The organism is Plantactinospora sp. WMMB334, assembly GCF_049179095.1.
In the GTDB taxonomy this organism is placed as follows: Bacteria; Actinomycetota; Actinomycetes; order Mycobacteriales; family Micromonosporaceae; genus Plantactinospora.
In genome coordinates this window covers 283,932-299,640 of sequence record NZ_JBMHME010000002.1, presented here as the reverse complement: position 1 = coordinate 299,640, position 15,709 = coordinate 283,932, and the positions used below count along the sequence as shown (strand labels likewise).

Annotated in this window: 1 protein-coding gene; it reads left to right on the top strand. The window is 73.4% G+C overall.

Annotation, left to right across the window (positions count from 1 at the left end):
• Nucleotides 1-26: 26 nt before the first annotated feature.
• A complete protein-coding gene (locus tag ACN27G_RS01315) occupies nucleotides 27-15,707 on the top strand; it encodes a hypothetical protein (protein ID WP_421490936.1) in 15,681 nt (5,226 codons plus the stop codon).
• The last annotated feature ends 2 nt before the right edge of the window (nucleotides 15,708-15,709 follow it).

Sequence of the window (15,709 nt, the reverse complement as noted above, 5' to 3'; positions counted from 1 at the left end):
GTGTCCGGGGCGGCGGGAGGGTTGCGGTGGCGGTACGGCCCGGTGACTGGTCGGCGCTCACGCTGTCCGGTGACCCCACCCCCGGCGATCCCGACGTGCTGCTGCGGGTCGCCGGCTACATGGACGTGATGGCCGGCCACGCCCAGACCGCCGACGACGGTCTCGCCGCGGTGTTGCGGCAGAGCGGCGAGGGAGCGTTCGTCGGCAAGACCGCGGACTGGCTGCGCGAGCAGATCAGCAAGGAGATGAGCGGCTTCATCGCCGGGGTCCGGACGGCCTTCTCCGCGGCCGGGCCGGCCATCCGCACGTACGCCGAGGCGTTGCGCGAGGCCCAGGCAAAGGCTGACCAGGCGCTGCGCAGCGCGGCCGGGGCCGGCGACGACGAGGAACGGATCAACGCGCTCAAGGCGGACGCGCAGAACGCCGCGGCGGACGTGACGACCGCGGCGGCAACCGCCCGGCAGGCCATCCTCGACGCCACCGGGCACATCAGGTCCCCGGTGACGCCCAAGTCGGCCTGTGAGATCTTCTGGGAGATCTTCACCTGGCTGACCCTCGTCATCACCGTGGTCGCCATCTTCGTCGGCGGGCCGCTCGGCCTGCTCGCCTTCGCGATGAACGCCGCCCTGGCGGTGAAGGCGACGCTCGACTTCGCGATGGGCAGGACGAACGCGCTGGGTCTGGCGCTCGGCCTGCTCGGCCTGCTCGGCCCCAGCACCCGGCCGCTGATCGCCCTCGGCGACCTGACCAGGCTGGCCGGCAGCGCCTGGCGGAACATCACCCAGATCAGCCGGAACAGCTTCAACCTGGCGCGGACCGGCATCAACGACTTCTGGCGAGCGGTGTCGACGCTGAGCATCAGCGGGATCATGCGCGGCATCGGTGACCTCGGCGTCACCGTGGCCAACTCGGTGAAGGTCGGCGCGCTGATGATTCCGCGGATCGTCGGCCCGCTCGACGGCCTGGCCGTCCGGGGATTCGTGGCCCTGGAGAAGTTCACCCTGGTCACCGTTCCGTCCGCGATCACCCGGCTGGGTGTCGTGGGATCTCAGGGGCTGGGCAGGCTCGCCGGCCTGACGGCCGACGCCGGCCGGTTCGTCGCCGCCAACGCCGTCACGTTCGGCAACCTCATGGTGCGGGAGTTCGGCGGCTGGAAGTGGTTGCGGATCTTCCTGCCCCTCGCCGGTCACGAGATCGGCGCGCTCCGGGTCTCCGGGGCGTTCAAGCTCGGCGTGTTGGGTCGCGGGCTCGGGATGACCCGGTTCGACGCACTGGCCTCGCTCGGCGGCGGCGTACGGCTCGCCAACGGCATCACCACGGTGCACGTCGTCACGCCCGGCGGCGCACCGCACGCCGGCGGGATCAACGTCAGCCAGAACGGTCTGTACCTTCCCGACCTGGTCGAGAAGCCGCTGATCGGCGCCGCGTCGATGCCGGAGCTCAGCTTCTCGGCCCGCGGTGTCGACCTCGCCGCGACGCGTGGCGTGCTCGGCGCGCACGACCTGGCCGGCCTGCGCGGCGCGCAGAACCTGGACGTGCCGGTGGTGCGGACGGCCGGTGCGGTGACCCCGGTTCCCGCGCCCGGTCTGCCCGGTGCCGCGCACGCGGTCGACCTCGGCCCGATCGCCCGGCCCGACGTACCGACGGTCAACCCGGCGACGACGACGTCGCAGGTCACGGTGCCCACCGTGGGCACGCCGGGCTCGGTGACCCTGCCGAACATGCAGATCGGCAACCTCAGTACCACGCTGAACCGGGTCGCGGGCGGCGTGGAGGGGCTGGAGGGGTTTGGGCGTACGGAGCTGCGCCAGCTGCACATGGGTGAGGTCAGCGCGATCCGGGTGTCGGAGACCACTGTGGCGTTCAACCTCGGCGCCCCGGAGAAGGCGTTCGGCGCCACCAGCCCCGCCACACCCGTCCCCACGGGTGCGACCGCCCCGGCGGCGCCGACGCACATCGCCCGGGCGGAGTCCGTCGCGCCGCCGCCGACGCAGCTCGGCACGGTCGCCGATGCGAGCACCGTCCACCAGGCACTGAACCTGCTCGACGGGCCCGACCCCAGCGCGCTCACCGCCCTGCACCGGCCGGACGTGCCGGCGGTCACCACACCCACCGGCCCCGTCCGGGACGTTTCGACGCCCGCACCGCCCCGTCCGGAGCAGGCCGGCGGCCCGTCGCCGCAGCAGCTCAGCCACCTGCACGCGCTCGAACAGCTGCAGCGGGCCCAGCACGCGCTGGCCAACGCCTCCGGGGACGCGCTCACCGTCGCCCGCGCGGAGAAGGACGTCCGGGTCGCCGAGGCGCTGGTCCGGCGGACCGCCGACGGCCTCAGGATCGAAGCCCGGGAGGTCTCCCTCGCCGTCGATCCCCCGCCGGCCCACCCGACCGGTACGGTCGCACCGGACCTGGCGGCGGCCAGGGAGGCGACCTCACCCGACCTCGCGGCGGCCAGACCCGCTGCGGGAGTGGACGAAGCGGTACAGCGGTTGCAGACCCGGCTGGACGACCTGCGCGGAGCCGACGCCCCCCGCATCGACCTGGCGGCGCTGGAACTGGAGCACCGGTTCGCGCAACTGCGCCCGACGGCCCCGCCCGACCTCGCCGACCTGCCGTCGGTGCCCACCGAGCGGCCCGGCACCGGCATGGCCGAACTGGAGAGCCGGCTGGCCGCCCTGCGCGGCACCGACCCGCCCTCCCCGACGGCCCGTCAGCTGGAGCTGGAACACCGCTTCCACCAGCTCCGCCCCGGCGCCGCACCCCAGGACCGCCCGGTCGAGCCGGGGATCTTCCCGGACGTGCCGACCATCTCTCCGGCGGAGGCCACGGCCCGCGCCACCGCCGTCGAGCGCCTCGCCGACCTGGAAACCCAGCTGGCCGCCGCCCGCGCCGAGGAGGTCCCCGCCGACGTCGAGACGGGACGGCTCGGTGACGCCGGATCACGGGCCGACGCGCCGGGCCGACCGGAAACCCCCGACCGGGCGGGTACGCCGGCCGGGGCGGAGCGGGCGAACGGTGCGGGCGCCGGCGACCGCCTGCCGGACCTGCCGAGCGTGCCGCGGGCCGACCCGGCGGCCACCCCCGGCCCGGAGGCACTGCGCCAGCGGCTGGCCGAACTCGTCTCCGACGGGCGCGGGATCGAGCTGCCCGAGCGGGAGCTGGGCCTGCTCAGCGGCGAGGTCCGCACCGCGATAGAGCAGGGCCGGCACGGTGACGCCGCCCGGGGGCTGAACGCGCTGCACGACCGGATCGACCGGCACGCCCTGTTCTCGCGGCTCGACTCGTTCCGGGCGCACGTCGACGCCGGCCACCACCGCGCCGCGCAGCTCGGCATGGAGAAGTCGACCTGGTTGCAGCATGCCATCGACATCGAACGCGCGGTCGCCGCCGGAGATACCGACGAGCTGCACCGGTTGCTCCACGCCTACGAGAACAGCCTCGCCGGCAGGCTGGCCGAGCAGAAGCTGCACGACCGCGTCGTGCCCGATGCCACGCCCGACCGTGCCCCCGACGGGGCCGGATCCGCGGGCGACCTGGCCGAGCTGCGGGCCCGGCTCGACGCGCTGCGCGGCGACCACGCCCCCGACCCGCGCCTCGCCGGCCTGGAGCTGGAGCAACGCTTCGCCGCCCTGCGCGGCACCGACGGCCCCGACGTCCCGCTCCCCGAGCTGCCCGACGCACCGACGCTGCCGCCCGGCAGCCTCGACGACCTGGAGCAGCGGTTGCACGCGCTGCGGGGGGAGAGCACGCCGGAGCCGGACCTCACCGACCTGGAACTGCGCCACCGGCTGGACGCGCTGCGCGGCTCCGACAACGACGCGCCGCGCGGCTCCGACGATCCGGACGTCCCACCGACCGGTCCCGCCGAGCTGCCCGACGTACCGACACTGCCGCCCGGCAGCGCCGACGAGCTGACCGAACGGCTCGCCGCCCTGCGGGCGTACCGGGACGAGACGATCGGCATGCCGCCGGCCGAGCGCGCCGAGTGGGACGCCGAGTTCCGCCGCGCCGGCACCGAGGCCGCCGAGGCGGACGTGCTGGCCCGGTACGAACTACGCGTCGCCGCCCTGGAGCGGGAGGCCCGACTCGCGGAGCTTCGCGGCGGTAGCGGTCCGCTTCCCGCCGACGAGCACCGGGCCTGGCAGGACGCGCTCGCCCGGGTCGGCGACGACCAGGCCGGCATCGACCACGTGCTGTCCCGGTACGCCGCCCGGCTGGACGGGTATCGGCTGGACAGCGCCGCCCAGATCAACGCCGCGCTCACCTCCCCCGATCACCTCCGCCCGCTCGACTCCCGGCTGGACGAGGCGCTCGGCGGCCTCTCCCAGAGCCTGCGGGACTCGACCGCGGCACGCCACACCACCCTCGGTGACCGGTTGGCCGAGCTGCGCGGGCCGGACGGTCCGCCGGTGCCCGGCCGGGCCGCGGACGACCTGCCGCCGCCAGGGCGGCGGGCCGGCGACCCGACGGTCGGCCACCGGCTCGATCAGCTCCCGAGCGTGCCCCGCGACCTGCCGACGACGCGCACCGGTTCCACCGGCGCCGCACCAACCCGCACCGACCCACCCGCAGCGACCCGCACCGACCCACCCGCAGCGGACCCGCCGGCGGTCACCACTCCGGCGGAGAGCCCGGCCGGGAGCACAAGCCCGACGGCGCCGAAGCCCTCGGACGGACCGGCCCGGCCGACGCCGGCAGCGGGTGACGCCGTTCTCGAACTGCCGGCGCCGCCCCGCGCCGCCGACGCGGTCACCGCGCCGGCCGAGAAGGTGGCGATGCCACCGCGCGATCTGCTCGGCGACGGCCGGCCCGGCGGCCCGGCCCGGGTGATCGAGGTGGACACCGAGCGGTGGAGACCGCTGAAGGACGCCTTCCGTTTCGAGCCACCGGCCACCGCAGGCCAGCCGCCGAAGGTCACCCGCCCGCCGGCCAGCGGTGAGCGGGTCGGTGTCGGATACCGGCTCACCGTCAGCGGGCAGGAGATGCACTTCGCGCTGAAGCTGCGCCTCGACGCCGCGCCCGGCGTCACGACGCAGGACATCGCCGCGGTGAAGGCGCTGGTCGTCGAGGGACTGCGGCGGTACGTCAACGCACCCGGGCACCGGCTGCCCGGGTGGGACGTGCCGATGCGGGTGACGGTGGACTTCGACGACCCGGCCAACGCACGCGGCTCCGTCACGGTCGCGCCCGCCGGCACGCAGATGTCCCAGCGGGTGTGGGCGGTCGGCGCGTCGCCGGCCACCTACGCCCACGAGATCGCGCACCAGCTCGGGGCGACGGACACCACGGCACCGCCGAACGCGTTGCTGCGCGGCACCCACCAGCCCGAGCACCGCGACCTGATGGGCGGCCACCCGGACGGGGTCGACGAGTTGGTGCTGACTCCCCGGGCGCTCGGTCAGATCGCCGACGTGCTGGCACCGTACTTCTCCGGCTCCGCCGCGCCACGTCCGGTGCCGGATGCCGTCGCCGGCACCGTCGCCGAGGAGTTCTGGGCCTCCGGCGTGGACGTCGCCCCCCGGGTCACCACCGCCGAAACCACGGTGTCCGCCGAAACCACGGTGTCCGCCGAAACCACGGTGTCCGCCGAGGCCACGGTGTCCGCCGAGGCCGGGACGGTCGCCACCTCGTCGGGCACCGCACCGGCGCCGCTGGCGCCCGTTGTCGCGAGCGGCACGACGCCCACGATCACCGTGACGGCGCCGGGCGAGGAGATCGCCATGACGCTCCTCAAGCCCGCGGAGCCGGCCGACAACCCACTGCCCGGTCTCTACCGGACCCGGCCCGACCTGCTGCACGTACTCGACTCCATCGACGACCTCGACGGCCTGATCCGTGGCCTCGACCAGAGCGTCACCGACGCCGTGCGCGCCCGGGTGGCCGAGAAGCTGCCGCTGGTGCCGGGGTTGTCGAAGCTCTCGGTGCAGGCCGGCACCATCGGGCAGGCGCTGCGCGACGAGGCCGAGACGTTCTTCACCACCGGTGGCCGTAGCTTCCACGTCCGCGACGGCCTCCTCGGTTGGCACCGGGTCACCGTCACACCGACCTGGTCGCCGGCCGATGCCCGGGTCATCGACCAGTCCGCGGACAAGGCGAAGTTCGACACCCGCAGCGACCAGTCCGCCGGGATCAAGCACGCCTCCACCACCGGCGGTTCCGGCTCGCTCGGCGTCGGCACGATGTTTCCCCAGCGGGTCGGCTACGGTGCCGGCGGTGCCGTCGACGTCGCCCTGTCCCGGCCACTGGAGTCCTTCCAGGACGGCGTCAAACTGATCGACTCGCACAACGTACGGAGCGGGTCAGGCTCACATCTGGTCTCCGCGCCGGTCGGCTTCGAGGTCGTCGTGACGGACCCGGAGGCGCCGCTCACCGGCCCGAAGGCGGCCGAGCGGCGCCTCGGTGAGCCGGTCGGGGCCGACGTGACGTTCCGGACCGTCGACGACATCGCCAACGCCGGGCCCCGGGAGCCCGACTGGCTCACCGTCGACCCGAGCCGGCACACGTCGATGCTGGTGGAGAACCTCACGCCGGTACGCATCCTGCGTGCGGGGATCGGTCTGGACGACGGCGCCGAGCCGACGGGCACCTGGAACGACGTGGTCGAGGACGCTCTCGTCCTGCTTTGGCCCACCAGGACCGTCGGGCCGGGCACGGTGGGCGCGGGGCAGGCCCGCGGCCTGCTCGAGGAGTCCTCCACGATCGGCAATCTTCTGCCGGCCCTGGACACGGTGGTCCACCCACCGACGATCACCAGCACACACGGCGCGCACGCGCTCTCGCTGGAACTCACCGCGACCATGCCGAGGCTCTCCGTCCTGGCCGACGTCGCCAAGACCTCGTTCCGCTGGCAGCCCGGGCAGAGCGAGGCGACGCAGCTCTCCCACTCGAGCCGGGTCGGCACGGGTCTGTCCCTGGTCCCCGCCCGCTGGGCGTTCGGCCCCGGATACGTACAGGCCCGGCTCTTCTGGGGCTTCCTGCGCTCGATGACCGCGTCCGCCACCCACGGCGGCACGTCCAGGACCGGCACCGAGTTCAAGGACATCGCCAATGTCCTGGTGGAGGCGCACTTCCGGGTCACCGTGAACGCCGGGCTGCGCGAGGTGCCGGGCAGCCGGCTGTTCGGCGAGGGCACGGTCGCACCGATCACCATCGACCTGGTGGTGCTCGGCCACCTGCCGGCGGCCCGGGTGGCCCAACTGCTCAGCGACAGCAGCGTCCTCATCCCCTCGCCGACGCAGTGGTACGTGCCGCCGTACGCGCTCGGTGGTGGGCGCTCCGTGACCTACGGGCTCAGCGGGTTCCAGCAGCTCTACCTGGACGTGAGCGGGCTCATCCGGCGCATCGAGGGCGGCTTCCTGCCCGAGTACGGCACGTCCGGCAGGGTGAAGCGGATGCGCACCAGCCGCGCCGCGGTCGAACGGCAGGCCAACCAGGATGCGCTGGACCGGGTGCTCTCCGTGTCCGGGTTGCGTCAGGGCCGGGGCACCCTGCTCAAGACCGGCCTGATCGCCGAGCTGAGCCGCACCAAGAAGATCGGCACCCGGCACGTCATCGTGCACGTGACGGCCAGCTACACCAGGGCCTTCCAGCACCTCGGCACCAGCTCGGGCGACGCGGTGCGGACCAGCCACGCCGACACCTTCCAGGAGAGGATCAGCGCCGGCCTCCAGTGGCGAGGTGCCGTGGCGTTCGAGGGCGGTGGCGTGTTCCGGCTGGTCGGGGCGGCGGCCAGCGCGCTGGTCCCGGCGGGCGCGGTCGAGCTCCGTGGCCGGTTCGACCGGCAGAGCGACGCGCGGCTCGCCGGTCAGGAGATCCGGCTCAACGGTGGCACCCCGAACTCGCAGGCGTTCGGCAACGACCTGCAGATCACCGTGCAGGTGTACGCGTACACGAAACGCCTCGGCCCGGATCCGAGGTCCCGCGTCAGGTTCGGGCGGGTGATGCACCAGCGGTTACCCCGACCGGCCACCGACCCGGCCGGCACGGCCCGGGTGGTGGATCCGACCCACGAGCCGGCGGCCCTGGTCGGCGGGAAGCAGTTCACCCGGTTCCGGCTGGTCCAGACGCGTCCGGTCACCGTGCAGTTCGACAACGCCTCCGTGCTGGCCCAGCCGATCAGCCTGCCGACCACGTTGACCCCGCGTCCCGATCCGCTGGCCGTCGACCGCCGGACCCAGCTCGAGCTGACCCGCCTGCGCGAGTGGGTCGACGAGGGGCCGACGTCGACCGTCAACCGCTGGCTGTCGGTGGAGGACTTTCCCGGCAGCACCTTCATCACCCGGCTGGCCCGGGACGCGCTCCGGGCCGCCCAGGACTACACCGACGCCGTGTCCCGGACCAAGCTGGGCGGCCTGCGCGGCACCGACGGGTTGGCCGAGGGAATGCCGCTCTGGGCCGGCACGATCGACCGGCTGGGCGAGTCACGCCAGATCCACGGCCTCGCCTCGATGCTCGACGATGTGTGGCACGTGGACCGGCTCACCACCGCCGAGGACGGCGCCGCGACCGACCTGGCCGTCGCGGTCGCGTTGACCAATCCGACGGTACTGCCGGCGTTCGCCACCATCACCAACGAATCCGCCTCGGTCGGATCGGTCGAGGTCGGCGCGGCCAGGACCGTCGAGAAACAGCTCGCGCTGCGGGCCAACTTCTCGGCGAACGTCCGCCGCTCCGGCACCAGCACCGGCACCACCTCCGGCGGCGGTGTGCTGTTTCCGGTCGGCTACGAGAAGGTGCTCTACGCCGGATCCACCCGGCACACCGAGAGCGTCAGCGGCGCGATCGAGCGCAACGCCAACAATCGCAAGGGCAACCAGCGCTCCTTCCTGGTCGTCTTCGACATGCGGGTGTCGGTGGCCGCGGAGATCACCACCGAGCCGGACCGGTACGCCGCCATCCCGCAGTCGCTGCGCAGCGGCGAGTGGCTGCACCACCACAAGTCGGTGGCCCGGCACGGCACCATCAGCAACGCGATATTCCTGCGGCTCTCCGCCACCACCATGGTCAGGCTCGGTCTGCTGCCGAAGCTGGCCGGAGACCCCGGCACGATGGGGCAACCGTGGTTGCCGACACTGCCTCCGGCGCTGGACCTGCCGCCCGGACGCAGCCCCGGCCTGGGCCTCTACACCTTCGACGAGACCCCGACCCTGACCGAGTCGATGACCACCGTGCTCCGGGCCGAGGCCGCCGATCTCGGCCCCGAGCGAGGCATGGTCAAGAACCTCCTCGACCTGGTGCAGGGCCGGATCACGAACCGATCGATCGGCAGGATCTCCGACTCGCTCTCCGGCGCCGGGCTCGACGACCCGATGCTGAACCGCCGCCGGCTGCTCTATCTGTTCACTCCTGCGGGGCAGGCGCAGCACTGGCCCGCGATGGTCAGCGGTGGAGTGTCGGTGCTGCACATGAAACCCGGCCGGATGACGCAACACTCCCGGGACGTACGCCTGCTGGCCGAACCCGTCGGCGAGCCGAAGGTCCTCGGTTTCGTCGCCGACCACGACGACCTGGACATCAAGACCACCCACACCAGTGAGCAGGGCGTCACCAGGCAGCGGATGCACGGCGACACCACGACCGCCGGGGTGGCCGGCACCGGCGTCTCCAACCACCACGGCGAGAACCTCGCGGTCGGCATGGGAGACACCGTCGGGCGGGTGTCCCAGGTGCTGAACGCGCAGAACGACGACTCCACCACGATCGACACGAACCTCAGCTCCGGTCGCGGCGTCAAGGCCAGACTGGAGACCCGCGTCAGGTACACGCTGGCCATCTTCGACAGGGGCGAGCGCGTCGACGGCGACCTGCTGGTCGTCTACGACAAGGTGACCCAGGACCGGTGGGCCGACGACCTCCGGCCGCCACGGTCGGCGCCGGCGGACCTGCCCACGCCCTACCGGATCGTCCCGCCGAAAACGCTGGCACCCGGCTGGCGGACGGTCAACGGGATGCCGCTGCCGCCGCGGTTCAGCGCCGAGGACCTCAACCAGGTCGCCCAGGTGCAACGCGTCGTCGCGAAACTGCTGGCCACCTCCGCGAAGCGGCTGAGCACGACGGGGTACGCGGGAGCACACCAGATCCACCAGAGCCTCACCCCGGAGATCCTGCTGCCCGGCATGTCGAAGCTGATCAGCGCCGAGGGTTTCGCACTGCCGCCGGCGGTCAGCGCCCAGATCTTCGGGCAGAAGGCGATGATCACGATCAGGCTGCTGCCCGAGAGCGCGTCGCTCGGCGGCGTCAGCTCCGGCGTCTTCCGCGAACACGCACGCCAACAGAGCGGTGGCTACAGCACCGGCACCAGCATCGTGACCCAACAGCTGCGGATCCCCCGCATCCCGTTGATCGGCCGGGGCTTCGCCGACGACCCGTACCAGGCGTTGGAAGCCGGTGGGCCCGGTGTCGCCGCCGGGGACACCCAGGCCGCCGCCGAGAGCGGCAGCAACGCCACCAGCGGCCTGGGCAACGTCAAGCCGGAGAGCCGCTCGGCCGCCGTCGACTACCTGAGCCGGGTCGAGGTCACCGTCACGCTGTCGTACTCGGCGTGGCCCACCCGGACGGTGACGAGCGCCAGCCAACCGACCGAGTTGGTGAACGTCTCGTTGCGGATGGGCCTGCACGACGCGCGGACGGCGCTGCACATCCCGACGGAGACCACGGGGATCGCCACGGGCTCTCCCGACCGGGTCGCCGCCTTCGACGAGATCGTCGAGCACGAAGCGGAGCTGGCCAGGGCGGCGGCAGATTTCGTCTCCGCCGCCGACAGGCTCGACCAGGCCCGCTACGACGCGTACGCGAGTCCGGAAGGCGACGTCGCCCGCGCCGCGGCCGAGGCCGAACTGCCCGGGCTGCACCAGGAATGGGATCGGGCCGGGCAGACCTGGTGGGATCTGCTGCAACGGCACCACCGGCTGCTCGACGACTTCCGGCACCGGTACCTCGGGGTGGCCGAGGGCGCGAAGGACGCCGATGCGGCGGCCCTCGCCAAGCACATCCAGGACGAGAGCGTCCCCCGGGCCGAACCGCCGACGCAGGCCACCACCCAGCCGGCGCAGGCCACCACCCAGCCCCTGACACCGAAGCCGACCACCGCACCACCGCCGGTCCGACTGTCCACAACCGCGGCGCCGAAGCTGTCGACGGGGGCGCCGCAGGTGCTGCCGACGCCGGGTGGTGGGCTCTGTCAGCTCTATGCCGCCGTCGGTAGCGCCCCCGAGTTGGTGAGCACGAGGCTGGCCGCCTCCGGGCTCGGCTCGCCGGCCCTGCACGCGTGGCTCGCCGACCCCGACGCCGTCCGCGCCCAGATCACCGGCCGGGCGGCCCGGACGCCCGGCCTGGTGCCGCCGAGCACCCAACTGGGTGAGGCGGCAGAGCTGCTGCGCCACCTGGTCGAGCAACACCTGCGCGCGGTGGGCCCGGACGGCGTGCCGGGGCAGGCCGTCGAGGCATACCGGAACAACCGGGTACTGCAGCTCCGCACCGAGGTGGACGCGATGGACCGCGACACCCTGTTGAGCCGGTTGCAGGACGCGGGCATCACGCGGCTGCACGACCCCGCCCTGCTACCGGCGGTGCAGCTGCGCGATCTCTACCTCGACCAGCGGACCGCCGACCTGGTTGCCGCGGGGTGGGACCCGACGGCGGCCCGCGCCCACGCCGAGGGTCAGGTGCCACTCAAACCCGCGACGGACGGCTCACCGCCCCGCGACCTGGCCGACGAGTCCCTGTCGATGCGGGCCATGTTCGACTACCTCACCGCCAGCGGCAATCCGGTCGGGCTGCGGACACTTCCCGACGGTACGCTGCGCGACCAGCTCATGACACACCTGCTGGATCCGCTCCGGCCGGTCGACGCCGACGAGTTCGCCGCCCTCGTCCAGGCGGTGCGGCACTGGGCCGACCACTGGCAGGACGCCGTCGGCGAGGCCCACCCCGGCCTGCTGGCCGCCGCGTTGGATGCCCGGGTACGCATCCACGCGCCCGAGCACAGCCAGACGATCGGTCGCGAGGGTGCGCCCCTGTTCGACGTCTACCGGCACAGCGACCACTACCAGGCGATGGCCGGCGGACAACCGGCACCGCCGGAGTCCTCGCCGCCCAGCCCGCCGACGGCGACGGAACCGACAGCGGCCGAACCGACAGCGGCCGAACTCGACACGGAGAGGGGTCCCGCTGTCGACCCCAAGGGGGTCAAGCCGTTCGAGATCGACCCGCCCGGGACGGCCGGCGGAAAGACCGTCAGCGGGAACGCGCTGCGCACCCAGCAGGTGCGCGTCAATCCGGCCTGGATGCCCCTGTCCGACTTCACCCCCGAGATCCACGCCGGCCGGCCCGACGCCCGCTGGCACTACGTGGTCACCGAGGCCGGCGACATCATGATCGGCAGCGAGGAAATTCTCACCGTCGTCTCCGCCAGACAACTCGACGACCTGCACGCGGCGATGCGTACCAAGGATCCCGGCCTCACCCTCGACCAGCTCAGGGAGAGCATCAACCAACAGGGCCACCCCACCATCGGCGTACGCTTCGACGCCGACGGTCGCGCCTACGTGGGCAAGGGACGGATCAGCGGCGAACTGCACCGCGACCCGGAAACCGGCCGGTGGGTCGTCGACGACAAGTCCGGCCGCTACATGAGCGAGAAGATCCGCCCCCAGCTCGACCCGGCCGACGTCAAACGCTGGCTCGACGGCGTCGCCGTCGTATTGGGCGAACAGTTGGGCGAACCCGTCGAGGCCCGAGCGTACAAGCACACCACCGCCGCACCGCCCGCCACCCAGACCGCACCTGCCCAGACCGCACCTGCCGAGACCGCACCCGCCCAGACCGCACCTGCCAAACTCGCCGAGGGCACCGGGACCGTCCCACCGGCGGTCGACCTGCGGGCGCGGTGGGTGGAGTTCCAGGCGCAGCGCCTGCGGGCCGAGGGGACCGATCCGGCGGCGGCCGGGATCCTCGCCAGCGGCCTGACGGCCGACCGCGACACCATGCTCGCCGACCTGGCGACCCAGCAGGCGACACAGGCGACACAACAGGCGACACAACAGGCGACACAACAGGCGCAGCAGGCGACACAGGCGACACAACAGGCGCAACAGGCGACGCAGCAGGCGGCACCCGCCGGCCCGGCCACGACCGTCACCGCTGACCTGGCCACCGAGCCCGCGCCCGACACCCGGACGGTGACCACGGCGACGGCCGCGGCGACCACCGCCCAGACCGCGCCACCGGGGCACCTCCCACCGCCGGGGCCGGACTACCGGATACTCCGCTCCGCCGATGCGGCGCACCTGGAAAGGCTGCACGACGAGGTGAGCCGGCTGGTCGCCACGAAGTCCGACGACCGGGGAGAGCTCCCGGTCGAGGTCTGGTCGGAGGTCGCCGGCCTCATCACCGGGGCTCTCGGAGCGCCGCCGGTACGCGCGATCACCGCCGCCCGCCCGGGCCTGGACGGCGCCTTCCGCATCCAGCACTGGATGATGGAGCTCGCCACCGACCGTCCGGTGGACGAGGTCATGGCGTGCCTGGTGCACGAGCTGGCACATCTCGAACAGTTCTCGGTGGCCGCCCGACTGCTGGCCACCCGGTCCGGCGATCCGGCGGCACCCGGTGCGGTCACCGCCCACCCGGACGTCCAGCGCGAGCTCTGGGAGGGGCGGGTGACCGACGACCCCAGATATCCGGCGATACAGCAGGTGTGGGACAGCCACATGGATCCCGCCACCCGGCACGTCAACGAGACCTTCCTCCAGACCAAGCTGCTGGCCCGCGACGCACACCAGCGGCTCTCGGCCGCGGAGCGGATCTTCGAGTTTCCGCCCCGGGTCCTCGACCGGCTGCGCCGCGGCCTCCACCTGCTGAACGCGCTGAGCCAGGTCGCGCCCCTGCGCTACAACACCCAGCCGGCGGAGATGCAGGCGTTCCTGACCCAGCTGCGATACACGTCCCTCGGCTCGGTACGCGACTGGAGCGGTACGCCCGTCACCCAGCTCGCGCCACCGGAGGGCTACGAGTCGGTCGGCCTGGGTCGGGCGGGCGGTTTCCTCCGCCCGGCGGGGTCGGCGACCGAGCCTCCCCGGCGGCTGGCGCATCCGGACCGGCCGCTGCTCGTGATCTCGCTTGCCGACGCGGGCCGGGCGGACCAGCTGCTCACCGAGCTACGCACCCGACTGCCCGATCGAGTGCTGGTGGAGCTGATCGTCCCCGCCCCGATCGGCGCGGTCAGGGCGATGGAGCTCTCCGGGCTGCTCGGCCCGGAGCAGCAGCTCGCGTTCGCCCCCCACCTGGTCGAGCCGCCCGGGGTGGAGCTCTCCGACCACTTCGTGTCGTACAGCCGGCTGCACACCGCGACGCTGCCGGCGTTCGCCCGGTACGTCACCGTGCACCGGACGCCGCGGTTCCCTCAGCTCGCCACCCCCGCGAGCGACCTGGGCAATCTCGGCGGTGGCCGGTGGGAGGTCTTCGGCGACGAATGGCGGGCGACCTCCGTGGGCGACCGGGTCTGGGTGGGGCCGAAGGACGCGACACCGGAGATCGAGGAGGGCGACCCGCGGGTGGTCATCGGTACACCGTCCCGGGACACCCCCTGGCCGGCCTGGCAGCACGGCATGTGGCTGGCCCGGATGCTGGCCGGGCAGGAGGGCGACCCGGACGCCCCGATCGCCCGGGTGCACCGGCCCGAGACGCAGCCGCCGCCGGTGCGGCTCGACGGCAACCTAGTGCACGCCGTGACCGAGCAGGACGCCGAACTGGCCCGGCTGGTCACCGGCGAGCAGGATCCCCTTGCCGCCTACGAATACTCCTTCCCCACCCCGTACCCGCCGCTGGAGGTCGTGCCGGGCCAGGACCTCTCGTTCACCGTGCACCACCTGATCGACGCGTTGCTCGACGCGACCGACGTGGCGCCGGGTGAGCGGGACGTCGCGGTGCTCCTCGACGCGCTGACCGCGCTGGCCGGCAAGCTCGGCCTCACCGGCCCGGACGCCCTGCGGAACCTGCTCGCCGCCGGTTACCTGGCGGCGCGGGCGTACGGCATCGGCGGCTTCGGCTCCCGCCGGCTCACCGCGGCGTACCAGGCGCTGCGGCTGCTGGAGCCGACCGCTCCGCTGGCCTCGGGGCCGTCCGCGGCGGCCGACCTGCTCGCCTGGGTCGACGGGGCCAATGTGGACACCTGGGCCCTCGACCTTCCGGTGCGGCTCATGCAGGTGCTGGAGCGGATGCGGGAGCAGAGCGTCGGGTTGGCCCACCTGACCGCCGCCAACCAGGCGGACGCGGAGCGGATCCGCCTCGCCCTCGACGGGCTCGCGCGGCTCGACACCGGGGTATGGGCCACCGCCGGCGTCGGCCCGCAGGTCGGGACCCCGCCGGCCGACGGCGATCTCGTACTGGCATACCCGGCCGGTCCCCGGCTACAGCCGGTACCGCCGGGCGGCACTCCGGTCGGCCCCGACGACCCGCTTCCCGCCGCACTGCTGGCGCTCCTCGGGGACCAGGCCCGCACCCGGGTCGATCCGGACGGTGGGCGGGAGGTGCGGGTGCGGCTGGTGCCGGTGACCGACGTGCCGCTCACCCGGGACGACCTCCACTATCTGCAGGACGACCTCGCGGACCTCGACGACCGGCTGGGCTGGCGGGTCGTGCTGGGAGATCCGGTACGCACCGACGGCAGCCCGGTCCAGTTCACCGAGCCGGCCCCGGAACCGCCGGCCGCCTGAAC